General features: G+C 72.5%; 16 protein-coding genes. 6 read left to right on the forward strand and 10 right to left on the reverse strand.

The window, feature by feature from the left end; genetic code table 11:
• Nucleotides 1-10: 10 nt before the first annotated feature.
• From IH09_RS11625 to IH09_RS11635, 3 genes are all read right to left on the reverse strand, one after another.
• On the reverse strand, nt 11-1579 hold the full coding sequence (locus tag IH09_RS11625; RefSeq protein ID WP_052856085.1) for a sodium:solute symporter family protein: 1569 nt from the start codon (nt 1577-1579) through the stop codon (nt 11-13).
• A 491-nt stretch (nt 1580-2070) separates the two neighbouring features.
• The gene (locus IH09_RS11630) at nt 2071-2856 is read right to left on the reverse strand and encodes an SDR family oxidoreductase (RefSeq protein WP_052856086.1); all 786 of its coding nucleotides are present in this window, start codon (nt 2854-2856) and stop codon (nt 2071-2073) included.
• Between the two features lie 316 nt (nt 2857-3172).
• Nucleotides 3173-4396: an aminotransferase-like domain-containing protein gene (locus IH09_RS11635; RefSeq protein ID WP_052856087.1), complete on the reverse strand. Its 1224-nt coding sequence runs from the start codon at nt 4394-4396 to the stop codon at nt 3173-3175.
• A gap of 366 nt (nt 4397-4762) precedes the next feature.
• Between IH09_RS11635 and IH09_RS11640 the strand changes: the two genes are divergently transcribed.
• Entirely contained in the window at nt 4763-5587 is an 825-nt protein-coding gene (locus IH09_RS11640) for a hypothetical protein (RefSeq protein ID WP_052856088.1), read from the forward strand.
• Nucleotides 5588-5802: 215 nt separating this feature from the next.
• On the opposite strand, the gene IH09_RS11645 is transcribed toward IH09_RS11640, so the two are convergent.
• From IH09_RS11645 to IH09_RS11655, 3 genes are all read right to left on the reverse strand, one after another.
• A complete protein-coding gene (locus tag IH09_RS11645; protein ID WP_052856133.1) occupies nt 5803-6012 on the reverse strand; it encodes a DUF397 domain-containing protein in 210 nt (69 codons plus the stop codon).
• Nucleotides 6013-6275: 263 nt separating this feature from the next.
• Nucleotides 6276-7142 carry a helix-turn-helix domain-containing protein gene (locus tag IH09_RS11650; RefSeq protein ID WP_052856089.1) on the reverse strand — a complete coding sequence of 289 codons (867 nt, stop codon included), beginning with the start codon at nt 7140-7142 and terminating at the stop codon, nt 6276-6278.
• A gap of 291 nt (nt 7143-7433) precedes the next feature.
• Complete coding sequence (locus tag IH09_RS11655; RefSeq protein ID WP_052856090.1) at nt 7434-8219, reverse strand: GOLPH3/VPS74 family protein; 786 nt, start codon at nt 8217-8219, stop codon at nt 7434-7436.
• 418 nt (nt 8220-8637) lie between these two features.
• On the opposite strand from IH09_RS11655, the gene IH09_RS11660 reads away from it, so the two are divergent.
• Together IH09_RS11660 and IH09_RS11665 are read left to right on the forward strand one after the other, a co-directional pair.
• Complete coding sequence (locus IH09_RS11660; protein ID WP_318279431.1) at nt 8638-11475, forward strand: serine hydrolase; 2838 nt, start codon at nt 8638-8640, stop codon at nt 11473-11475.
• A 264-nt stretch (nt 11476-11739) separates the two neighbouring features.
• A complete protein-coding gene (locus tag IH09_RS11665) occupies nt 11740-13155 on the forward strand; it encodes a glycosyltransferase family 39 protein (protein WP_205380332.1) in 1416 nt (471 codons plus the stop codon).
• A 247-nt stretch (nt 13156-13402) separates the two neighbouring features.
• Here the strand turns inward: IH09_RS11665 and IH09_RS11670 are convergent, their stop codons facing one another.
• Nucleotides 13403-14122, reverse strand: a complete 720-nt coding sequence (locus IH09_RS11670; RefSeq protein ID WP_052856093.1) for an ArsR/SmtB family transcription factor — start codon at nt 14120-14122, stop codon at nt 13403-13405.
• Between the two features lie 63 nt (nt 14123-14185).
• Here IH09_RS11670 and IH09_RS11675 point away from each other — a divergent pair, with 63 nt between their 5' ends.
• A complete protein-coding gene (locus IH09_RS11675) occupies nt 14186-15091 on the forward strand; it encodes an isocitrate lyase/PEP mutase family protein (RefSeq protein ID WP_110952223.1) in 906 nt (301 codons plus the stop codon).
• A gap of 132 nt (nt 15092-15223) precedes the next feature.
• Here IH09_RS11675 and IH09_RS11680 read toward each other — a convergent pair whose 3' ends face one another.
• A complete protein-coding gene (locus IH09_RS11680; protein WP_052856094.1) occupies nt 15224-15535 on the reverse strand; it encodes a hypothetical protein in 312 nt (103 codons plus the stop codon).
• 666 nt (nt 15536-16201) lie between these two features.
• Here IH09_RS11680 and IH09_RS11685 point away from each other — a divergent pair.
• Together IH09_RS11685 and IH09_RS11690 are read left to right on the forward strand one after the other, a co-directional pair.
• Entirely contained in the window at nt 16202-16900 is a 699-nt protein-coding gene (locus IH09_RS11685; protein ID WP_240151105.1) for a hypothetical protein, read from the forward strand.
• On the forward strand, nt 16897-18300 hold the full coding sequence (locus IH09_RS11690; RefSeq protein ID WP_052856095.1) for an ATP-binding protein: 1404 nt from the start codon (nt 16897-16899) through the stop codon (nt 18298-18300). Before IH09_RS11685 ends, IH09_RS11690 begins: the two co-directional genes overlap by 4 nt.
• A gap of 29 nt (nt 18301-18329) precedes the next feature.
• On the opposite strand, the gene recQ is transcribed toward IH09_RS11690, so the two are convergent.
• Both recQ and IH09_RS39800 read right to left on the reverse strand, forming a co-directional pair.
• Nucleotides 18330-20411 carry a DNA helicase RecQ gene (recQ, locus tag IH09_RS11695; RefSeq protein ID WP_110952230.1) on the reverse strand — a complete coding sequence of 694 codons (2082 nt, stop codon included), beginning with the start codon at nt 20409-20411 and terminating at the stop codon, nt 18330-18332.
• Between the two features lie 590 nt (nt 20412-21001).
• Nucleotides 21002-23620 (reverse strand): insulinase family protein, encoded by a 2619-nt coding sequence (locus IH09_RS39800; protein ID WP_205380305.1) that lies wholly within the window; start codon nt 23618-23620, stop codon nt 21002-21004.
• Between the last annotated feature and the right edge of the window lie 9 nt (nt 23621-23629).

Here is a 23629-nt window from a genome sequence, read left to right on the forward strand (position 1 = left end):
CGCCCGCCCGTCACGTCCCCCTGGGCGCATCCCCCGCGACAGCGGCCGCCCCCGCGGCCGCACCGTCACCACGCTCCCCGTCTCCGTCCCCGTCGCCACCGGAGTTGATACGCGCCAGCAGCGCATCCCGTTCCGGGGTGTCCTCCGGCCTGAGGAACCCGATCAGGACGAAGAGCACCAGCGAGGTGGCGACCGGCGACACGATCTGGATCTGCAGCTGGACGCCGTCCAGTCCGTAGTTCGTCAGCCAGAAGGCGAACAGGCCGGCCGCCCAGGACACCAGGGCCGCCGTCGGACCGGACCGGCGGAACACCGGCAGCATGCCGAGCAGGAACGGGATGGAGATCGGCCCGACGAGTCCGGCCACCCACTTGATGACGACCGTGATGATGTCCTTGAACGTGGGGGAGTTGACCTGCGTCGCGATGGCCATCGACAGCGCCAGGAAGGACACCGTCGACAGCCGCGCGGCCAGCAGCCCCGCCTTGTGCGACCAGGTGCGGGCCTTCGCGCCGAGCTTCGGCAGTGCGGGCGCGATATCGCGGGTGAAGACCGCGGAGATGGCGTTGGCGTCCGAGGAGCACATGGCCATCGTGTGCGAGAAGAAGCCGACGACCACCAGGCCCAGCAGACCGTGCGGCAGCAGGCGCTCGGTCAGCAGCGCGTACGAGTCGGAGGCGTCCGGCTTCGCCGCCTTGACCAGCAGGGGCGCGGCCCACATCGGGAAGAAGAGGACCAGCGGCCAGACGAACCACAGCGCCGCCGACAGCCGCGCCGACCGCTTGGCCTGCCGGGCGTCGCGGGTGGCCATATAGCGCTGGGCCTGGTTCCACATGCCGCCGCTGTACTCGAAGGTCTTGATGAAGAGATACGCGAGCAGGAACGTGAGGGTGTACGGGCCGACGGTCGGCTGGGTGTGGGTGTCCGGCAGCTTGTCCCATACGGTCCACAGCGCGCTGAAGCCGCCCAGTTCACCCAGGACGGTGACCAGCATCGCCACACCCGCCAGCAACTGGATGACGAACTGGCCCAGCTCGGTGAGCGCGTCCGCCCACAGCCCGCCGACCGTGCAGTAGATGCCGGTGATCACGCCGGTGATGAGGATGCCCTGGTTCAGTGACATCCCGGTGAAGACGGACAACAGGGTGGCGATGGCGGCCCATTTGGCGCCCACGTCCACGATCTTCAGCAGCACACCGGACCAGGCGAGCGCCTGCTGCGTCGGCAGGTTGTAGCGGTCCTTGAGGTACTCCAGCGGCGAGGCGACACCGAGCCGTGAGCGCAGCCGGTTCAGCCGCCCCGCGAAGAGTCTGGCGCCGATGGCGATACCGATGGCGATGGGGAAGGACCAGGTCACGTAGGAGGTGATGCCGTACTGGTAGGCGATGCCCGCGTAGCCGGTGAACATCACCGCGCTGTAGCCGGACATGTGGTGGGAGATGCCGGACAGCCACCACGGCATCTTGCCGCCCGCGGTGAAGAAGTCGCCGACGTCGTCCACCCGCCGGTGCGACCACACACCGATCGCGATCATCACGCCGAAGTAGCCGATGAGCACGGCCCAGTCGAGACTGTTCATGCCCCCTCCAGGGGTCCGCCTTGTGAACGTGGATCACTTCGCCGTGACGTCCTGTGGGGCGGTATCCCCGCACAGGAGCGGGGACTTGGGGGATTGAACCGCTCAACGAGCGGACCGGTCAAGAGCATGAAGGGTCATGGATATGAACAGGGATCAGCTAACCGAACGATTTTGCCGTCTCTTGACCCGCTTGGGCGTTGTCCCGAACATGACGCCGAACACACGATGAGCGGACACTTCGCCGGGCGCCGTCTGCCCGTACGCACCCGCTTGCCCGTACGTAACGAGTTGTCCGGCTACACCCGCATACCCGTACGCACCGACCCGCCTGTCCGCACCGACTTGCCCGTACGCGCAGACGTGCCGGTCCGCGCCGACCTGCCCGGATGCGCCGACTCGCCCGTACGCGCCGCCGAACACCGACCGGCCCGTAGGCGCCGCTGCGCACCGATGGATACGCGCTTCCTCGAAGGAGGGGGCGGAAGGGGCGGCTAGCGCATCAGCTCGCCCGCGTTGACCAGCAGGGACTGGCCGGTGATGGCGCGCGCCCGGTCGGAGGCCAGGAAGACCGCGGTCTCGGCCACGTCCGCGTCCGTCGCGAGCTCGGGCAGCGCCATCCGCTCGGTCAGCCGGCCGAGTACCTCGGATTCCGGTACGCCCTCGGCATCCGCCGTGAACCGTACGTACGCCGCCACCGGCGGGCCCCACATCCAGCCGGGCTGCACGGTGTTGACCCGTATCCGGTCCGGGCCCAGCTCGCGCGCCAGCGAGTACATCGCGGAGACCAGCGCGCCCTTGGACGCCGCGTACGCCGCCTGCTGCACCTGCGAGGGCGCGGCCACCGACGACTGGGTGCCGATCAGCACCACCGACCCGCCGCCGCGCGCGGTGAGCGACGGCAGGCAGGCGCGGGTCATCCGCAGTGTGCCGAAGAGGTTGACGTCCACGACCGCGCGCCAGGAGTCGAAGTCGGCGTCCCGCAGGCCGCCGAAGACCGAGTCGAGCGCCGCGACATGGATCACCGCGTCGACGCCCCCGAACCGCTCCACGGCGAGCGCCGCGAGCGCCTCGCACTGCGCCTCGTCGCCGATATCGGTCACCCGCCAGGCCGTGCGCGCGCCCGAGGGGTCGATCCGCGCGGCCGACGCGGCGAGATTCGCCTCCGTACGGGCTCCCAGGACCACCGTCGCACCGTCCCGCACACAGGCCGCCGCGACCTGGTGGCCGAGTCCGGCCCCGACGCCGGAGACGATGACGGTCTTGTCGCGCAGCAGCATGGGTATCTCCCGGGCTCCGGGGGCGGTCTGACGGGCCGTCAGAGTAAGCCTGGAGGCGTCGGGAAGGCCAGGGGTGCTCGTCCGTCAGTCCGGATGTCCGTCCGTCGGCCGTCCTGTCCCGGGGTGGACGTCCTGGGACAGGACCGTCCCGTCCGGGGCGGGACCGGATGATCTGCCGCCTCGCGCGCCGGGCACGCCCCGCGCGATCCGGCCCCACGCGGCACCGCGGGACGGGTGGGGGTGTGCCGGACGCGCGCGAGCAGCCGCGGGACGTCGCCCAACAGCAGTGTGTGGGTGCTCCCTGGACCCGGGCGCCTCACCCCTCCCGGCGAGCGCCCCGCAGTGCCTCCGCCAGTCGGCCCAGCCCCTCGGTGATCTCCGTCGGCGAATGCGTCACGAACGACAGCCGGGCGGCGGCGGCATCCGGCGGCCCGGCGAAGAACGGCGCCCCGGGGACGTAGGCGACATCGTGCCGGACCACCTCGGGCAGCAGCGCCGTCGCGTCGTACCCCTCGGGCAGCGTCGCCCACACGAACATTCCGCCGGCCGGACGGTTCCACCGCGAGCCCTCGGGCAGCGCGGCGGGCAGTCCGTCCACCAAGGCGTTGCGCCGCTCGCGGTACGCGTCGCGGACCCGCACCAGATGCGCGTCCAGGTCCTCGACCGCCAGGTACCGGGCCGCCGCTGCCTGGTCGACGGTCGAGGTGTGCAGATCGGCGGCCTGCTTGGCGATGATGCAGGCGCGCCGCAGAGCGGCCGGAGCGCGCAGCCAGCCCAGCCGCAGACCGGGCGCCACCACCTTGGAGAACGAGCTGAGCAGCGCCGTACGGTCCTCGGCGCCCGGGAAGGAGGCGACCCACGGCACCGGCTCGCCCTCGAAACGCAGCTCACCGTACGGATCGTCCTCGGCGATCCACAGCCCGCGCCGGGCGGCCACCGCCGCGACCGCGGCCCGCCGCTCCGCGGACAGCGTCCGGCCGGTCGGGTTCTGGAAGGTCGGCACGATGTAGAGCAGCTTGGGGTGCTCGCGGGTGGCGATCTCGTCCAGCGCGGCCGGGTCCAGGCCCTCGTCGTCGGTCGGCACCGGCACCACCCGGGCGCCGGCGAAGGAGAATATCTGGAGCGCCGCGAGATAGCAGGGGTCCTCGACCAGCACCACATCGCCCGGTTCGAGCAGCGCGGTGGACAGCAGCGAGAGGCCCTGCTGCGAACCGGTGGTGACGAGCAGATCGTCCGGAGCGGTGGCCAGTCCGCGCGCGGTGGTACGCGCCGCGACGGCCGCGCGCAGCGCCGGATCGCCCTCGGTGGTGGAGTACTGGAGGGCCCGCCGCGGGTGCTCCGTCAGCACATGCTGGAAGGCCGCCGCGATACCCGGCGCGTCGAACAGCTCCGGCGCGGGCAGGCCACCGGCGAACGAGATGACCTCGGGGCGGGCGGTGAGCGCCAGGATGTCCCGTACGGGCGAGCTGCCGGTACGCGCCGCGCGGGCGGCGAGCTGGGGGACGGGGACGGATGCGGCGGCGGGGATCGCGTCCGGCATGGCGGCTCCAATCGCTCGTACTACGCGCCAGATGCTGCGTCGACCGGCGATAGTTGTGGTGTGCAGCGAGTTTAGGCGGCCGTGCTGCGTCTGTGCAGGGGTGCCCGCATGGTGAGCCGATTGGCCTTTTCATCCGCTTGATTCAGCTTTGAGCCATTCCGCCCTGCTCGGCGTTCGGGCCGGGTCCGGCCAAGTTCGCACCCTCCCATTCTGACGATGCGTCAGCTACACCTGTCTGTCATGACGGAAGACATCAGGAACGAGGCAGTCGGGACGGACGAGGCAGCCAAGACGGACGAGGCGAGCGGAGCGGGCGGGACGAGGGAGGCGCGCAAGCCGTGTGATGAGACGCGTGAGCCCGGTGAGATGGACGCGCTCTACGCCGACCTGGCGGCCATCGGCCCGTACGGCGTGCACCCCGGGCATGCGCTGATCACCATGGTCGAACCGCATCCGGGCCATGAATACGCCTACAACCGCTGGTACGAGGACGATCACTACATCGCGGGTGCGATGGCGATGCCGTGGATATTCGCCGGCCGCCGCTGGGTTGCCACCCGCGAACTGCAACTGCTGCGCTACCCGGAGCGGTCCGCGGTCGCCCGGCCCGTCACGGCGGGCTGCTACCTCTCCACGTACTGGGTCACCGAGGGCCGCTACGACGCGCACATGAAGTGGACCGTCGGCATCAACAAGCGCCTCCACCGGGACGGCCGCGTCTACCAGGGCCGTACGCATGTCTTCACGGCCTTCCAGGACCATGCGGCGACGGTCTACCGGGACGGCGCGGCGGGCCCCCGGGACTTCCATGCGCTGGACCACCCGTACGCCGGGCTGGTCCTGGAGGTCATCGACGCGGACGGGCCCGAGCAGCGGGCCGAACTGCTGGAGTGGCTCCGCACCCGGCGGCTGCCGCGACGCCTGGCGGGCTCACCGGCCGCGATGGTCACCGTCTTCCGGCCGACACCGCTGCCGGCGGACCGGATGGCGTATGTGAAGCAGGTCGAGGGGGTCGGCACCCGGCTGACACTGCTGTGGTTCCTCCAGGAGGACCCGCGCGACGGCTGGGCCACGCACTTCGCGGACCTGGGAGCCGATGTCGAGCGGTCGGGGCTGGGCCGGGTGGAGCTGGTGGCGCCGTTCATCCCGACCGTCCCGGGGACGGACCGGTACGTCGCCGAACTGCGCTGAGCGGGCAGGCCGACCGGTACGGGAGGCCGACGGGTACGGGAGGCCGCTCGGCGCGGCGGCTGTACGGAATGACGGCCGTACGGTGTGACGGGCTCGAACCCGGTGCCCGGCCGTCGGCGGACATGGCCGAGCCCCCTCGGCCGGGACGGCGATCCAGTCGAGAGGGCCCGTATCTGTGGTGCGGTTACGCGAACTGCGTCAGGTGAGAGGTCAGATCACGCGAGGGGGTACGCGCCACCGGCGACATCCGAGACGAAGGTGCTCCACGCGGAGTTGTCGAACGTGAGACGCGGACCGTCGGGGTCCTTGGAGTCACGTACCGCAATGGCTTCGGTGGTCGGGACGGCGATTTCCACACAGGCGCCGTTGCCACCGGAGTACGAGGACTTCGTCCAAGAGAATGCGGAATTGGGCTGAATAACCATGTTCACTCCGACTCATTCTGAGTTGCCGCGGATTCGGTAGCGCTGACGCTACGCGCCAACACCACTGGCGACAGGGGGTATTCACCCGTCCGAATGGCGTATTCCCTGATCTCTTTTCAAGGCGGGTGACCCCGGTGTACCGTGCGGCCCTTTTCGTCGGGATGCCTTCACCCGCAGCCGCGCCCGGCCCTCTCACCTCGCACTCGACCCGTCCTCGGCCCGTCCCGGGCCCCTCCCCGCCTCGCCCTCACCGCGGTCTCGCCTTACCCCGCGGCATCCGCGTGCAACTGCGCCGTATCGGCGATGAACTGCCGGCTCTTGTCGGCGTTCAGCGCCTGTGCGCGCAAATGCTCGTACATGATCGTGTACTTGTGCACATCGTTGGTTTTCTCCAGATAGAGATCGCTGGTGACACCCTCGATGTAGACCACGCTCGAATCGGCGGCATCGTCGAATTCCAGAATGGAGAACGTCCCCGACATCCCGGCGTGCGCACCGGTGTCGTAGGGCAGTACCTGGACGGTCACATGCGGCAGCAGGCTCACCTCGACGAGATATTCCAGCTGCTCGCGCATGATCAGATGGCTGCCGACCACCCGCCGCAGCGCGCTCTCGTCCAGCACCACCCACAGCCGCAGCTGGCGATCGGGGTCATTGACCCGCTCCTGGCGCCGCATCCGGACCTGGATGCGCTTGTCCAACTGGTCGGGCGCCAGCTCCGGGACCGTGCCGGGGATCACCGCCTCGGCATAGCCAGGGGTCTGCAACAGGCCGGGCACCAGCAGCGATTCGTAGACCCGCAGCGAGGCCGCCTCGGTCTCCAGGCCGATGTAGACGCTGTACGGGATGTCACCGAACGCGTGCCACCAGCCTTGCTGCCGCGAATCCTTGGCCATCTGCATCAGCGAATCCACTATGCGGTGATCGTCCACCTCGTAGACACCGCAGAGATCACGGACATCGCGCTGGCTGATGCTGCGGCGGCCGTTCTCCAGCCTGCTGATCTTCGATTGGGAAACGAGCAGACGCTCGGCCACCTCTTCCGCCGTCATGCCCTTGAGCTCCCGGAGCCTGCGCAGCTCCTGGCCCAACCGGCGTCGCCTGACGGTGGGATTGACGTTGGACGCCACGGGACGTGCACCTCCGGCTCCGTACTGCTCTCTGTTCTTGCTCAGCAGAGTGCCACTCCAGGTAGACGCTGCGCAGTGAAATGCACACAGAAGGCAATCGAGCATGCGCACGCGGGGTGGCGGAACGGCCGTCGTCCGGAACGGCCGGCCCGCCACCCCGCGCTTCTTGCCGCGGCTCCCGAACGGGATGGTGGGGACGGTGGTGCGGTCGGTGCGGTCAGGGCGGACGCGGTGCCGGGGTGTCCGTGATGCGGGTGGTGCACCTGATGCCCGGCGCCGCGGTGCCGTACGTCAGCGGGCGCCGACTCGGGCCATGCTGCCGTGGCCGTGCCGCGACTGGAGCGGCACACCGGCCGCGTCCGCCGTGGCACGGGCCGCCGGCTGCCGGACCGGCCCTGGTCCCGGACCCGGTCCCGGGGGCGCACCCGCGGCCTGGGCCCGCCGGGGCTGTGCGGCGGCGCCGTTCTGCACATCCATGACGGCGTGCGCGACCAGCCCGCCCATCGGGTCGTGCCGGATCAGGTCACGGAGACGGGAGCGCGAGGAGCGCCCTTCGTTCCCCGGGTAGAGATGCTTGCCGAGCCCGACCGCATGGGCCAGCGCGGCGAGCGCCGCGGTCCGCGGGTCCGGCGGTACGCCGGTGCGGATCGCGTTGTCCAGCCGGGCCCTGATCTCCCGGCTGATGGCCGTCTCCGTCGCCTGATAGCGCGTCGTCGGCAGTACCCCGCACATCTGTCCCGCCACGGCATGCACCATGCCGCACCGCTCCAGATGCGAGAGATACGTCTGGCGGAGCCCCAGCCGGGGCCCGCCGATCCAGTGGACCGCCCGCACCGGACTGCCGCGTCGGCGCAGCAGTTCGAGCGCGGAGTCCAGAGTCGGATCTCCTGTCGGCCGTGGCATCACCACGGCGATACGATCCCCGTCCGGGGCTATCCGTCCTGCCAGAGCCAGCTCTACTAGCTGGGCCCCGGCCAGGCCGAGGTCGAGCGACTGCGGCTGCGCTGTGGTGCCCGTGGTCGGGTCCAAAGCGAGCAGCAGAAGCTCCTCCGGAATTGTTCTGCGGCTCCTGCCCATCCATGCCTCCCCGCGTGGATGAATGACAGGGTGACCCCTCTCACATTCATCTGTCGAGAGTGCGTGGGGGGTTCGGTAGGGAACCTGTAGGTATGTCGTGCTCGTCTAGCACGTCGGCGACGCCTTCCGTGGGGCGCGGCGGCCAATGGTTCGCGTGGCGGCGGGGTGCCGCCCCGCGAACACAGGACACTTGGGAACACTGGGCCAGGCAGCAGTACGACGTACGAAGGAGACATCGGTGGCGGGCGAGTCCCCCGACAAGTCGGACAGGAAGCAGCCGTCGGGGGAGACGGCGCGGAGTGAACAGGATCCGCGCTTGGCGGTCTTCCGTCGGGAGCCGGACGAGACGCAGGCCGGGAAACCGGCCGACGGGTCCGCGCAGGGGCCTGAGGCGGCTCAGGGGGCCACTGTGGGCGCTGTGGCGACCCCGGGCGGCGGTGATCGCCCGCGGGGCGCCACGGCCGCGCGTACGGCCACCGCGGACGGCGGGGACGGGAACGACGGGGACGGCGACGGCGGGGCCGGTGGCCCGGTGGACGCTGCTCGGATGGCCGGGGATGGCGACGAGGATGCCGTCGCAAAGCCGGGAGCAAAGACCGCGGTGACGGCTGAGAAGAAGGCTGAGAAGAAGGTGGAAGCGAAGGCGGAGGCCACTCCGGAGAACGGACCGGAGGCTGGGCCGAAGGGCGAGCCGGCAGCTGTGACCGCCGGTGCGGAGCACGGCGCGAAGGCCGGTGCGAAGGCGGCGGTCGCCGGGGGCGCGGACGGCGATGCCGGCGCGGACGGGGCTGCGGACGTGGACGGTGCTGCGGACGCGGAAGCGGCCGTGGTTGCGGGCGGCGGCAAGTCCGGGGCGGAGGCCAAGTCCGGGGCGGAGGCCGAGCCGGGTGCCGGCGCCAAGTCGGCGGGCGCGGCTGAGGACGGGGCCAAGGGCGGCGTCCCGGGCGACGAGCCCGCACCGGACGCTGTGGACAAGGCGACGGCCGTGTTCGCGACGCTCGGCGCGCAGAAGAGCGGCGACAAGGGGCGGAGCGCGGGTCAGAGTCTGAGCCAGGGCAAGGGTGAGGACGAGGCTGCCGGCGCGGGGCGGGCCGAGGGTGCCGCCGATGAGGCGTCCGTCGATACCGCAACCCGTACGTTCACTATCGCGAAGACCAAGGCGAACGGGACGGCGAAGGGGGGCGGCACCACCGAGGAGCAGGCGGAGCAGCCCGTCGACCAGCCGACCGCCATCTTCAAGATCGCGCCGCCTGTTGGGGACAAGCCCGTTGGCGACAAGCCCGAAGGCGGCAAGTCCGACGGTCCCAAGCCCGGGGCCGACGACGCCGAGCCCGCAGGCGGCGCCAAGCCCGTGGACGGCGGTAAGACGTCCAAGTCCGGATCCGGCGAAGCCAAGAGCAGCGAAGGCAAGGACAGCAAGGCCAAGGCCAAGGCCAAGGACGGCAAGGACGGCAAGGACGAGGCTCAGGGCAAGGAAAGCCGCCAGAGCAAGGGCGACGGCGCCAAGGCCGACGGCGCCAAGGCCGACGAGGTAAAGGGCGACGGCGCCAAGGCCGCGGCTGGATCGCGTGCGGCCGAGCGGGATGCCGAGCGGACCAGCCAGTTCGTGGCGCTGAAGTCGACGGACACCGGTGCGGCGGAGCGGTCGCTCGGCAAGACGGCGGACCGGGCGCCCGGCTGGGGCGGGGCCACGGCCCCCGGCAAGGCGTCGGACAAGGCGTCGGAGAAGGACACCGGCGAGGAGTCGGCCCCCGCCGCGAAGGACAAGGCCGCCGCATCCGGCGCCAAGCCGTCCGCCGCGGTCACCGGAGCCACCGCGGCCGCCCCCGGCACCACTGCCCCCGGCACCACTGCCCCCGGCACCACTGCCCCCGGCACCGCCGCGACCGGAGCCTCCGCGGCCGCCCAGCCGAAGGCTGGGTCCGGCGCGCTGCCCGACTCCGAGCAGACCCGGCAGCAGCCGCTGCCGCCGCTCGACCTGCTGGCGAAGCTCACCAACACCCCGCCGCCGCCCGAGACCAAGCTGCGTACGACCGTCCGCCGGTTCAAGATCTGGACCCCGCTGGTCGTCCTGCTGGCGATCATCTTCGTGGTCGTTCAGGCGGTGCGCCCGGTGCCGGCTCCGAAGCTGGCCGTCGGCGCGGAGGCCGCGTTCACCTTCAAGGGCGGCGAGCTCAATCTGCCCTGGCCCGATCAGGGGCAGGCCACGGCGGAGGTCGTCGGCGTGGGCAGCCTGGGCACGTCGGGCCAGGAGAAGCCGGTACCGACCGCGAGCGTCGCCAAGGTGATGACCGCGTATGTGATCCTGCGCGACCACCCGCTGAAGAAGAAGCAGCAGGGCGAGTCGATCACGATAGACGCCAAGGCGGAGGCGGACTCGAAGAAGGGGGACGAGTCGCGGGTGCCGGTCAAGGAGGGACAGAAGTTCAGCGAGTACCAGATGCTCCAGATGCTGATGATCCCGTCCGGTAACAACGCCGCCCGCCAGCTGGCGCGTTGGGATGCCCAGTCCGAGGAGGCGTTCGTGAAGAAGATGAACGACGCCGCCAAGAAGATGGGGATGACCAAGACGACGTACACCGACCCCAGCGGCCTGGACGAGAAGACCGTCAGCACCCCCGCCGACCAGCTCAAGCTGGCCGAACTGGTGATGAAGAACGATGTCTTCCGGGAGATCGTCGCCATGGAGAACGTCAAGATCGATGGTCTGCCGGAGACGCTGTACGCCAACAACAGCCTGCTCACGACGATGCCGGGCGTGGTGCGCGGTATCAAGACCGGTTCGAGCTCGGCGGCCGGCGGCGCGTTCATGTGGGCCGCGTACCGCACCGTCGGCGGTGAGACGCAGACGCTGCTCGGCGTGACCATGGACCAGCGCACCACCAGCAAGGACTCCAACGCCCACCTGGCGCTCGCCCTGAAGAACAGCGAGAAGGTGATCAAGGCGGTGCGGGACGCGCTGGTCTCGGACACCGTGGTGAAGAAGGGCCAGGTCGTCGGCTACGTGGACGACGGGCTCGGCGGCCGGACGCCGGTCGTCGCGACCAAGGACCTGAAGGCGGTCGGATGGCCCGGCATGAAGGCGACCTTCTCCATGAGCGACGGCGGCAAGGCCGTCCCGCACACGGCGAAGGCCGGTACCGAGATCGGTGTCCTGACGGTCGGCAACGGCGAGAGCGTGCAGAAGGTGCCGGTGGCGTTGCAGAAGGATCTGGTCGAGCCGTCGTTCGGCGCGAAGCTGACGCGCATCAGCTGACCAGGGGTCGCTCCGGGCCGGGCCACCGGTCCGGAGCGACCGCCGCCCGGCCCCGGGGAGCCGGGCCCCGTCCCGGTCCACCGCCGCAGGCCGTCGGATCGGGTCGTCCCAGCAGGCCATCGAAGTCCGCCGGTTCGCCACCGGAGTTCGTCCTCGGAGTCCGTCATCGACGTAGCGCAAGCACAGAAGACGTACGCGTCCGCCGTGCCCGCCCGGAGCGCGTGGGCGGCGCGGTGCGCGGTGGTGCTGACGCCCTCGGGGCTGATGCTGCTCCTGGGCATGTGGGGCATCCGGCGGCAGGACGCCATCTGGCGGGACGAGGCCGTCACCTACGACATGGCGCACCGCAGCCTGGCCGACCTGTGGCCGACGCTGCAGCACGTCGATGTCGTGCACGGCCTGTACTACGTGCTGATGCACGTCTGGTTCGTCGTCTACGACGGTACCCTCGACGGCTTCCTCGGCCCGGTGATCGGCCTGCGGCTGCCGTCCGTGGCCGCGATGACGGCCGCCACGGCGGGCGTCGCGCTGCTGGGCCAACGGCTGGTCGGGCGGCGGGCGGGGCTGCTCGCGGGCATCACCTTCGCGCTGATCCCCGTCGTGCAGCAGTACGCGCAGGAGGGCCGCTCCTACGCGATGGTCTGCGCGCTGGTCGTCTGGGCCACATATCTGCTGGTGACGGCCGCCGCCCGGCCCCGCCGGGCGCTGTGGCTCGGCTATACGGCCCTGATGCTGGTCGCCTGCCTGCTGCACGAGTTCGCCGCGCTGGCACTGCCGGCGCACGGTGCCGCGCTGGTCCTGGCGCGGCTGCCGCGCGGCGTCCGGCGCTCCTGGCTCCTGTCGGCCACCGCCGTACTCGCCGGTCTGGCCCCGCTCGCGATCTTCAGTGTCCGGCAGTCGGCGCAGGTCAGCTGGCTCATGTGGCCGGACCCCGTCCAACTGCTGACCTTCGCGGTGCTCGCGGTCGCCGGTATCGCCTGCGCCCGGGTCCCGGTGCGCTCCCGCGGCCCGATCGGCCTGCGCGCGATGGGCATCGCCCTCCTCCTGCTCCCCACCCTCCTCCTGCTCCTCCTCTCGCACGTCGAGCCCGCCTACGTCGACCGCTACGTCCTCTACTACGTGACCGGCTTCGCGCTGCTCGCCGGTGCCGCGCTGGCCCGGTTGCTGCGGCCGGCCGGTGAGCGGGGCCAGACCCGCGGCCGGCGGCTGCGGTGGACGATGGCGGTGGTGCTGGTCCTGGCGGCGCTGCTGCCCGTCGACGTCCATCTGCGCAGCCCGGACAGCCGGGTCGATGACGTGACCGCGGTCGCCCAGGCCGTCCGCGAGGTGGCCCGGCCGGGCGACGGGCTGCTGTTCATGCCCGCCCGCCGCCGGGTCTGGTCGGCGGTGGAGCCGCATCAGTTCCGCGGTCTGACCGACCTCGCGCTGGCCAAGGGGCCGGTGGCCTCGCACACCCTCTACGGCACCGAGCGGTCCGGCGACACGATCCGCGACCGGATGCTGACCGCCCGCCGGATCGTCGTCGCCGGCGACCCGGACGATCAGCCCCTCGACGGCAACGACCAGGAAATCGCCAAACGCACCACGCTGCGGGACGCGTTCGTGGTGTGCGGCAGCACCGAGGTCCACGGCGCCCGCATCACGGTGTACGCGCGGCCGGGGGAGTGCGGGGGGTCCTGACGGCGGCGGGCGGGGCTGGTGTGCCTGCTGAGGGGGTGGAGGGCTGCGGGGGCCGGTTTACGCCGGGTCCGCTGGTTCACGCCAGGTCGGTTGGCTCACGCCGGGTACGTCGGGTCACGTCAGGTCCGCCGGGTCGCAGCGGACGGACTGGTCCGCGTCGGATCTGCAGGTTCGGGTCGGACGTGCTCGTACGCGTCACGTCCACTCGTACGCGGCGGGTCCGCTCGTAAGCGTCGGATCCCCCGGTTCATATGAGGCCCGCCGCGTGGCCGTCGAGGCCCAGGAGGTCGTGCAGTGCGGTCGCGCCGTCCGGGGTGAGGCGTACGGCGCGGCCGGTGCCGATCCGCCGGATCCAGTGCCGGTCCAGCAGCCGGTCGCAGAGCCGGGCGCCGGCCACGCCCGCGAGATGCTGCCGCCGCTCGGTCCAGTCGAGGCAGCCGCGGGCCGACGGCCGGCGTCCGGCGCGCAGCGCGGCCGGTTCGATCCCCAGGTCGTCGGTGAGCCACGCGCGGCCCGCGTCGGTGAGCGCGAACCCGCCCTCCTGGTCGAGCAGCCCGCGCCCGGTCATCGCGTCGGTGACGGCCACACCGAGCCGCCCCGCCAGGTGGTCGTAACAGGTGCGGCCACGGGCGAGCGCCGCGGACGCGTTGGCGGCGCGCAGCCCGCGCGGCTGCACGGCCGGCGGATCGAGATGGGCGGTCAGGGTTTCCAGCAGCTCGGCGACGAGCGGGCTCGCGAGCTGGACGTAACGGTGCCGGCCCTGGCGCCGCTCGACGAGCAGTCCGCCCTCGGTGAGCTGGTTCAGATGCTCGCTCGCGGTCGACGGCGCCACCTGCGCGTACGCCGCCAGCTCACCGGCCGTCCAGGCCCGGCCGTCGAGCAGCGCCAGGCAGAACGTGGCCCGGGTGCGGTCCGCGAGCAGTCCGGCCAGCTGGGCGAGCTCGGCGCTGTATGCCCTGTTCGTCATGGGTCCATTGTCCGCCGCGACGCTTCGGCGGCCACCGAAACGTGCCACCCCTACGGTGCCTGTATGAGCACCTCCGGCCCCGCTTCCGCCGCCTCCCGCGAGCCCGCCTTCCGAGAGCCGGGCACCTGCGCGTCCGTCTCCCACACGTCCGTCTTCCACGCGTTGCATCACGCCGACGGACCGCTGCTGTTGCCCAACGCCTGGGATGTCGCCTCGGCCGTCGCGCTCGCCGGTGCCGGGTACGCGGCGATCGGCACGACGAGTCTGGGTGTCGCGGCGGCCCACGGCCTGCCCGACGGGCAGGGCCTCGCCGAGGTCGGGGACGCGACGCTGGCTCTGGCGCGGCGGCTCGGCGAGCGGCTGCCGTGCCCGTACACGGTGGACATCGAGGGCGGGTTCGGCGGCGGCGCCGAACGTGTCGCCGGGCTGGCGGCCGAGGTGGCGGCGGCGGGCGCGGCGGGCATCAATCTGGAGGACGGGCTGCCGGGCGGCGGCGGGCTGCAAGTCCCGTCCTGTCAGGCCGAGTTGATCCGCGCGGTCAAGGAACGGGTGCCGGGGCTCTTCCTCAACGCGCGCATCGACACCCACTGGCTGGTGGACGCTCCGCCGCCCCTGTCGGTGACCCTCGCGCGCGCCGAGACCTATCTGGCCGCGGGTGCGGACGGCATCTTCGTACCGGGCGTCGTCGCGGACGAGGACGTATCGGCCCTGGTCGCCGCGGTCCCGGCCCCGCTGAACATCCTCTTCGCCCCCGGACGGCACACCGTCAGCTGTCTGGCGGAACTCGGTGTGCGCCGCATCAGCACCGGTTCGCTCCTCTTCCGTACGGCCTTGGGGGCCACCTTGGCGGCGGCGGAGTCCGTCCGTACGGGACAGGAGCCGGGCGGGGCGGCCGGGGCGGGGTACGGCGTGCCGGGGTACGCGGAGGTGCAGCGGCTGGCGGGGGAGGGGAGCGGTGGGGAGCGGTGACCGGCGGTAGGTGGCAGGCGCAGGCAGGCCCGGGGCCGGGGCTGAGGGGCTGCGGGCCGAGTGGGCGCGGGCCGGCCGGTGGTGGCCGTACGGCGCCGGGATCCGGCGGGGCCGGGGTCCCGTTCAGGCGTGTTACGCGTGGCTTCCCTGGTGTGCCTGATGCGTGCGGACGGTCAGGTGTCCGTGACGCCGGCGGCGCCAGGCGATGCCGACGCCCGCGACGGCCAGGGCGCTCGCGCCGCCGATCAGTGCGGCCTTGGGCAGGTGGCCGACCCGCTCGGCCACTCCGGCCAGCCCGTCGTCGGGCAGCATGATCGATGTCCGGCCGCCCGTGGGCATGGTGGAGTCGGCGGCGAAGGCGGCGCCCATCGGCAGGAGCAGCGCGGCCAGTGCGCCGGTCGCGACGGTGGCGGAACGGATCACGGAGCGGCGCTGGGCCCGCATGGGTACTCCTCGTTGCCGGCGGCTGCTGCCGCCCTGGGTGCTGATGGCCGCGCGGCCCGGAGCCCGGTACGGGCCGTGGACGGCGGCTTGCTGACAGGGTGAACGCTATGGAGCGTCCTTAACGGCGATCCGTCCGTTGTGTAACAGTCACCAAGATCTCTACGGTCAGTCGTGTCACAGAACACCATCGGCACGGCCGCCGGAACGCCCCGGAACGGGCATCGGAACGACTACCGGAACGCCCCGAAACGGGCGCCGGAACGACTGCCGGGACGGCCGCCGGAACCGCCAACGGGATCGCCAACGGGACCGTCATCACCACAGCGGCCGGAACCGCCATCGGTGCATCCGGCCGGCGCGTCCGCCGGGACACGGGTCGGGCTGACAGCCAGCCCGGCCGCCGGGAGAGCCGTTCCGGCCGTCGGCCGGGCAGCCGTCGGAATGGCCCTCTGGAGATTCCCTCCTCCGCCGTCTTGGGTAATTTGGTGATGTTCTGTTCCGCTATGCACTGCTGGACGCGGCACACGGCACGGCAGGCGCGACAGATCTGACGGGTGCGGCGGGCATGACGATCGCGCGCACCGGACGCGGCAGGCGTGACGCATACGAGAGGCGTGCGGCCCGCACCGGATGGCCGGCCGGTGCGCCCGGGAAGGCGGTGGCAGCATGCGGCGACGCCGGGCGCGGGCGGCGCTGGCCTCCCTTGCCGTGCTGGTGCCGCTCGCTCTCGGGTCGGGATGCGCGAGCCTGGAAGGGCTCAAGAGCGACGGACGGGCCAGGGAGGTGAAGGCGCCGCTCGCACTGTGGCCGGAGTATTCGCCCGCGCCGCCGAACCGCGAGGACAACCCGGCCGCCCTCAAACCCGTACCGGGCGTGCCGCGCATCCCCGGCGGCGATATGGCGGCCGCGGACCCGCTCACCGTCCTCGACGCGGACCTGGCCGCCGAAGGACGCCCGCCACCCGATCCGAAAACCGTGCGCCGCCCCTTCCTGTACGACCTCACCGACAGCGGCAAGCCCGACCTGATCACCGTCGTCGACCTCGACCGCCGCACCAGCGAACTGCGCGTCTACAGCGTCCGGGACCAGGTCGTCACCCGCGTGCTGTTCGTGCGCGGGGTGCTGGCCGGAGTCGAACTGGCCGCCGGGCATCTCGCCGTCCGCCAGCCCACCGAGGACCCGCGTTACGTCAGCGTCACCGACTATGTCTGGAACGGCGACTCGATGGGCCTGTGGGACCTCACCCTCGACGAGGCCCGTAAGCCGACGGCCGCGCCGGGCGCGGGGACGCGGACCGCCGGTTCCCGGCGCACCGGCGCGCCCTCCGCCGCGGTGCGGCCGTCACCCCCTGGCGGCGGTCCGTGAGACGCCCGGCGGTCTCCCTCCGCTGGAAGATCGCGCTGACCGTGACGGCGGTGTGCTGCGCGGTGGCCGCGGTCCTCGGCGTCCTCGTCCACAACGCGGTGGCGCGGCAGACCGTCGGCCAGGTCCGCAAGGAGGCCCGCGCGGACCTCGACACCGCGCTGGACCTCTTCGAGTACGGCACCTCGCGCGAGGGCATCAACTCCGTCCTCGACCCACCCGACATCCCGGAACCGCTGCGGCAGCTGGTGCGCAAGGGCGATCGCGGCAGCATGGTCGGGACGTACCGGGGGCAGCCCGTCATGTGGGCGGCGGCGCCCGCGGGCGATCACGTCATGGCGGTGTGGACGCGGTACGGCACCACGCAGCGCTCCCTGGAGAAGTTCGATACGGCCATCCTCGGCTCGGCCGTGCTCGCCGCCACCGCCGTCGCGCTCGCCGGGCTCTTCCTCGCCCAGCGGATCAGCCGCAGGCTGGTCGCGACCGCGGCCGTCGCCCGCCGGATCACCGCGGGCGACCTCGACGCCCGGGTCGGCGACGCCGCGGGACCCGGCCCTGGCGCCGGGCCGGGTCCGGTGCCGGGCGGCGGTCCTGCGGGTGGTCCCCGCGGCCCTTCACGCGACCGGCCGTCCCGTGGTCCGGCGGGCCATGACGAGGTGGCGGCGGTCGCCGCGGCCCTGGACTCGATGGCCGGTTCGCTCCAGAGCCGCCTGCAGGCCGAACAGCGCTTCACCGCCGATGTCGCGCACGAACTCCGTACCCCGCTCACCGGCATCCTCGCCTCGGCCGAGCTGCTCCCCGAGGGCCGTCCGAAGGAGATGATCAACGACCGGCTGCGGGCGCTGCACCGGCTCACCGAGGACCTGCTGGAGATCTCCCGGCTGGACTCGGGCACCGAGCACGCCGACCTCGCCCCGTACGGACTCGGCACGCTGGTCGAACGCTCGGTACGGGCCACCGGGCTCGACACCGAGGTGCGGATCGCCGCCGACCCGGTCGTCGAGACCGACCGGCGGCGTCTCGACCGCATCGTCGCCAACCTCGTCATCAACGCGCACCGGCACGGCGGGCCGCCGGTCGTGGTCACCGTGGACGCGCCGCCCGGGGGCACCCCGACCGTCGAGGTGCGCGACCACGGGCCCGGCTATCCCGACGAACTGCTGCACCACGGCCCGCAGCGCTTCCGGACCGACGCCCCCGGCCGCGGCAAGGGCCACGGTCTCGGCCTGACCATCGCGGTCGGCCAGGCCACCGTCCTCGGCATCGGCCTCCGCTTCACCAACGCCCCCGACGGTGGTGCCCGCGCGCTCCTCCGCCTGCCCCCGTCCGAACCGGCACCGGGCCCCGCCGCCGGCCACGGAGCCCGGCCGCCGGACCGGCCGGGGCCCCCGGCTCCGCCCTGACCCTCTCCCGCGCCCTCGGCTTCCTCAGCTCACCAGTCGATGTCGTCCTCCGGCTCCGGCGGGACGCCCTCCTCCTCCGGCGGTTCCTCCAGCGCACCGGCCCCGAACGCACTGGCCCCCGGCCTGCCCGCCCTCGCCGACGACCTGCCCGGAGCCGAAGCCGGAGCCGATCCCGAGGCCGATGCTGATGCCGGCGGTGCTGACGCCGACCCCGACGTCGCCGACCCCGCCGACGCCGGATCCGAGGCGGTGCCGTCCGTCGCTCCGCCGTCCGGTTCCCGCCCCGCCAGCACGTCCAGGATCTGCGGCCCGTACTTGGCGAGCTTGTTCTCGCCGACGCCGGTGACCGTGCCCAGTTCGGCCGTGCTCGACGGCCGGGCGGTGGCGATCTCGCGCAGCGTCGCGTCGTGGAAGATCACGTACGCCGGGACGCCCTGCTCCTTGGCGGTGCGGCCCCGCCAGGCCCGGAGGGACTCGAAGACCGGCAGCGCCTCCTCGGGCAGATCCACCGGTGCCGCCCGCCGGGACTTCGCCTTCGCCGCGCGCGGGGCCTTCTCCGGCTCCCGCCGCATCGGGACCTCGCGCCCGCCGCGCAGCACCTCGGCACTCGCCTCGGTGAGCACCAGGGTGCCGTAGTCACCCTCGACCGCGAGCAGCCCCTGTGCGAGCAACTGCCGTACCACGCCCCGCCATTCGGCCTCCCGCATATCTTCGCCGATGCCGAAGACGCTCAGCGAGTCATGGTCGAACTGGATGACCTTGGCGGTCTTCTTCCCCATCAGGATGTCGGCGATCTGGCCCGCCCCGAACTTCTGCCCCCGCTCGCGCTGCAGCCGCACGATCGTCGAGAGCAGCTTCTGCGCGGGCACCGTGCCGTCCCACGTCTGCGGCGGGGCGAGGCAGGTGTCGCAGTTGCCGCACGGGCCGCTCTGCTGACCGAAGTACGCCAGCAGCCGCACCCGCCGGCACTGCACCGTCTCGCAGAGCGCGAGCATCGCGTCGAGATGCGCGGACAGCCGCCGCCGGTGCGCGTCGTCCCCCTCCGACCCGTCGATCATCTTCCGCTGCTGCACCACATCCTGGAGCCCGTACGCGAGCCAGGCCGTCGACGGCTGTCCGTCACGCCCCGCACGGCCCGTCTCCTGGTAGTACCCCTCGACCGACTTCGGCAGATCCAGATGTGCCACGAACCGGACGTCCGGCTTGTCGATGCCCATTCCGAACGCGATCGTGGCGACCACGACCATGCCGTCCTCGCGCAGGAACCGTGACTGGTTCTCGGCACGGGTCCGGGCGTCCAGCCCCGCGTGATAGGGGAGCGCGTCGATTCCGTTCTGCACCAGGAACTGCGCGGTCTTCTCCACCGAGGCGCGCGAGAGGCAGTACACGATCCCCGCGTCCCCGGCGTGCTCGCTCCGCAGCAGCTCCAGCAGCTGGCGCTTCGGCTCGTTCTTCGCCGCGATCCGGTACTGGATGTTGGGCCGGTCGAAGCTCGCGACGAAGTGCCGGGCGTCCGGCATCCGCAGCCGGGAGGTGATCTCGGTGTGGGTGGCGTCGGTCGCGGTGGCGGTCAGGGCGATCCGCGGCACATCGGGCCAGCGCTCGTGCAGCATCGACAGGGCCAGGTAGTCCGGCCGGAAGTCGTGCCCCCACTGGGCGACGCAGTGCGCCTCGTCGATCGCGAAGAGCGAGATCTTCCCCCGGTCCAGCAGATTCAGCGTCTGCTCGACCCGCAGCCGCTCCGGGGCGAGATACAGCAGATCCAGCTCCCCGGACAGGAACTCGGCCTCCACCAGCCGCCGCTCCTCCAGGTCCTGCGTCGAGTTGAGGAACCCGGCCCGCACGCCCAGCGCCCGCAACGCGTCGACCTGGTCCTGCATCAACGCGATCAGCGGTGAGATCACGACGCCCACACCGCTGCGCACCAGCGAGGGAATCTGGTAGCAGAGCGACTTCCCGCCGCCGGTCGGCATCAGGACGACCGCGTCGCCGCCCCCGATGACATGATCGATGATCTCCTGCTGGCTGCCGCGGAAGGCGTCGTACCCGAACACCCGGCGCAGCACCTGCACCGCCTCGCTCACGTCATCCGACGCGCTGTCCACATCCATGTCCACGACCACTTCCACGTCCGCCAGAGCCATCCCTGAAGCGTACGAGTTCGCGAGTGCGCCCGCTGAGCCTGTGGACAACTCACGACCGCCGCCCGCCCCCGTCCGGCGGCAGCACCGGCCCTCCGCATCGCTGACCTGGGGCGGGAGCCCGTGTCGGTGACCGTTCACAGTGAGCGTCGCCGGCCGCCGGCCGCCCGGAAAAGGCGGCTGCAAACCCGCTTCGCGGCATCCGCGGCCACCGTCGCCTGAACCCCGTCACCCCGGTACGGCACGTCCCCGACCTGCTCCCGGCCCGGCCCCGCGCGCCGCCGACCCCGCCGTTCTCTCCCGCGGAAGCGGCTGTGACCTGCGGAGACCTCGACGCCAGGGCCGCAAGCGCCGACGTCGGTGCGTCGGGCCCGGGAGGGTGGGCCGCTGCCGCAAGACCGGGACGCCCCTGAGAGACGCGAGCGGGCGTCCCGCGATGCTTCGTCGAAGGGCCCGGACAGGAAAGTGTGCTCACCGTCGTACGGACTCCGACAGCGCCCGGCCGGTCCGCGCGGAAGAACCGCCGCGGCGACCGATCGACAAGTTTCCGGAGCCGCCCCCTAACCGTCCAGCCCCGCGGCCCACCCGGAAGCCACCTCGGAGACCGGACCGGGCCTGCCGAGGACGACCAGGGTCATGGCGTCGACGGGGAACAGCTCGGCGCACGCCGCGTCGACCTCCGCCGCCGTCGTCCGCCGCAGGAGGTCCGGGAGGCGCTCCGCCCAGTCGACCGGTCGGCCGGCGGAGGCGCCGTCGCGCAGCAGATCGGCCTTGGCCGCCGGGGAGTCGAACGCGCCGAGCAGTTGGGCGGCGCAGAAGGTACGGACCGGTTCGAGCTCGGACTCGGTGACGGGAGCGGCACGGGATGCCCGCAGCGCTTCCCGGACGGCCGCGATACCGGGTGCCGCGTCCGCCTCGGGCAGGGTCGCCCTGAGGTAGGCGCGGGAGAGGCCCAGGCAGACGTCGCGGGCGGCGTACAGCGTGGGTTCCGGACCGGTGCCGGGGGTGCGCGTCGGCAGGTGGGACCGGTAGCGGGTGCCGGTTATCGCGGTGGCCAGATAGCGGGCCGCCGCACCGATGCCGTCCGCGGGTTCGGGCGCGCTCAGCGTCACCTGTACGTCGTGCGCGGCAGCGTGGTGGAGCGCCAGTACGGCTCTCCCCGGCCGGGCGGTCCCGGATTCCGGCGGAGCGGTCCCGGCGCCGTGGGACGCGGCGGACCAGGCGGACAGCGCCCGTTCGGCGTCGGCGGTGAACCGCTCGGGGTCGAGAGCGCCGACGGCGGTCAGCCGGCCGCCGCCCCGCCGCAGGACCGATGCGTGCAGCGCGCCGAGGTCGCCGGGGACGGCCGCCGGGAGCGCCCGCCCCAGCCAGTGACGGCGCAGCGCGGTATCCATCACCTGCTCGGGATCGCGGCGGCGCGGCAGTGGCGTCGGCGGGGCCGCCGGGCCGTGCACCGGCGCGGCCAGGCCGGCGAGGCGCGCCAGCCAGGCACCGGTCGTGTCCGGGGTGGCGTAGCCGGTGACATCGAGCCACTGGCCGTCGGTGGCCAGTTGGAAGCTCTCGGCCTCCGTACGAGCGGCCGCCGGGTCGCGCCCGGCCAGCAGCTGAACCAGGGCCTCGACCTCGTCCGGGCGCTGCCACCCCGACGCGCCCAGCGGCAGCCGGAACCGCAGCTCCACCAGGGGGGCCCGGTCGTCCCGGACGGCCACGATGCCGGTTCCGCCCGCCGTCGTGGCCGTGTGCCGGGGCCCGTGGCTCGGCGGCGGCTGCACGCCCAGCGGGGGAATCGGGCGGGCAGCGGTGGCCGTGGCGGGAGTGGTGGCCGCGGTGGTGGTGGCGGTCCCGGTCGCTGACGCCGCCGGTGCGTTGGCGGCGCGGGGGGTCGCCGTCGTGGCCGGTACGGGGCCGGGCTCGTGGACGGGGGCGGGGCGGGTCCGGGTGGGCCCGGGGGTCATGACCAGGATCCCCTTGGGCGCCGTGCCCAGGCGGCGGGCGGCCGCGGCGACCTGTTCCGGGCCGACCCCGGCCAGCAACGCGGGGTACTCGGTGAGGAGTTCGGCGCGTCCGAACAGCAGCTCCAGACGGCCGAGAGCGCGGCTGCGCGGATACGCCTCGGCGTGCTCGCGGTGGTGCCGGGTGACGAGGCGCCGCACGGCCTGCGGCAGCGTTCGCCCGAGGTCGGCCGTGTCCGGCCAGTGCGCCCACCGCTCGGTCATCGCCGTTACCGCGTGCCGCGGTGTGCCGGCCGGCGGTACGAGGGCGGTGATGACCAGGAGATCGGGATCCGCGGCGTCGAGCGGTCCGAAGACCCCGCAGCCGGCCGACACCGCCTGGAGGCCCGCCAGACCGTCCTGGCTGATCATGTCCGCCAGCACGGCATGGGCCAGGTAGTCCGTCATGTCCTGCCGGGGGTCGGGCAGCCGGTAGCCGAGCGCGAGGGCCGCGGCGGACACTCCGGGCTCGGTGCACGTCTGCCACCGGTCCGCGACGAGACCGGGCTCCCGCAGCTCCGGCGCGGGGGCGAACGGGCGGGGCGGTATGTCACCGAAGTGCCGCTCGACCAGCGTCAGCAGCTCTTCGGGGGCGTGGTCACCGACCACGGTGAGGACCGCGTTGCCGGGTGCGTAGTGGGCGTCGAAGAACTCCTCGCACGCGGCGACGGTGGCGTCGCGCAGCTGCGCCACCCGGCCGTAGCCGTCGTGCGCGTTGGCGAAGCGGTCGAAGACCACGCCGGGGAGCAGCGGCCACGGCAGTCCCCCGTAAGGCCGGTCCGTCACCGCCTGGCGGATCTCCTCCTCGATGCCGTCGAGTTGTTCGGCCAGCGTCTCCTCGGTGAACACCGGCGCCCGCATCCGGTCGGCCTCGCTGAACAGCGCGCGCTCCAGGGCCGCCGACGGGACGAGCTGGTGGTAGTCGGTGTAGTCCTGGTGCGTGGTGCCGTTGGCCCGACCGCCCAGCGGGTGGATGTGCGCGAAGAAACCGTCCGGCGGCAGGCTCGCGCTGCCGCGGAACATCAGATGCTCGAAGAGATGGGCGAACCCCTCCCGTTCGGGCCTCTCGGACCGGTACCCGACGCCGTAGTGGACGCAGACCGCGGTACGCGGCGAGTCCGGCCGGCGCTCGAAAACCACCCGCAGGCCGTTGCGGAGGGTCGTCTTGTGCACCTGGCTTGCCGTCACGGAACCCCC

This window comes from Streptomyces celluloflavus (assembly GCA_000720995.1).
Classification (GTDB): Bacteria; Actinomycetota; Actinomycetes; order Streptomycetales; family Streptomycetaceae; genus Streptomyces; species Streptomyces celluloflavus.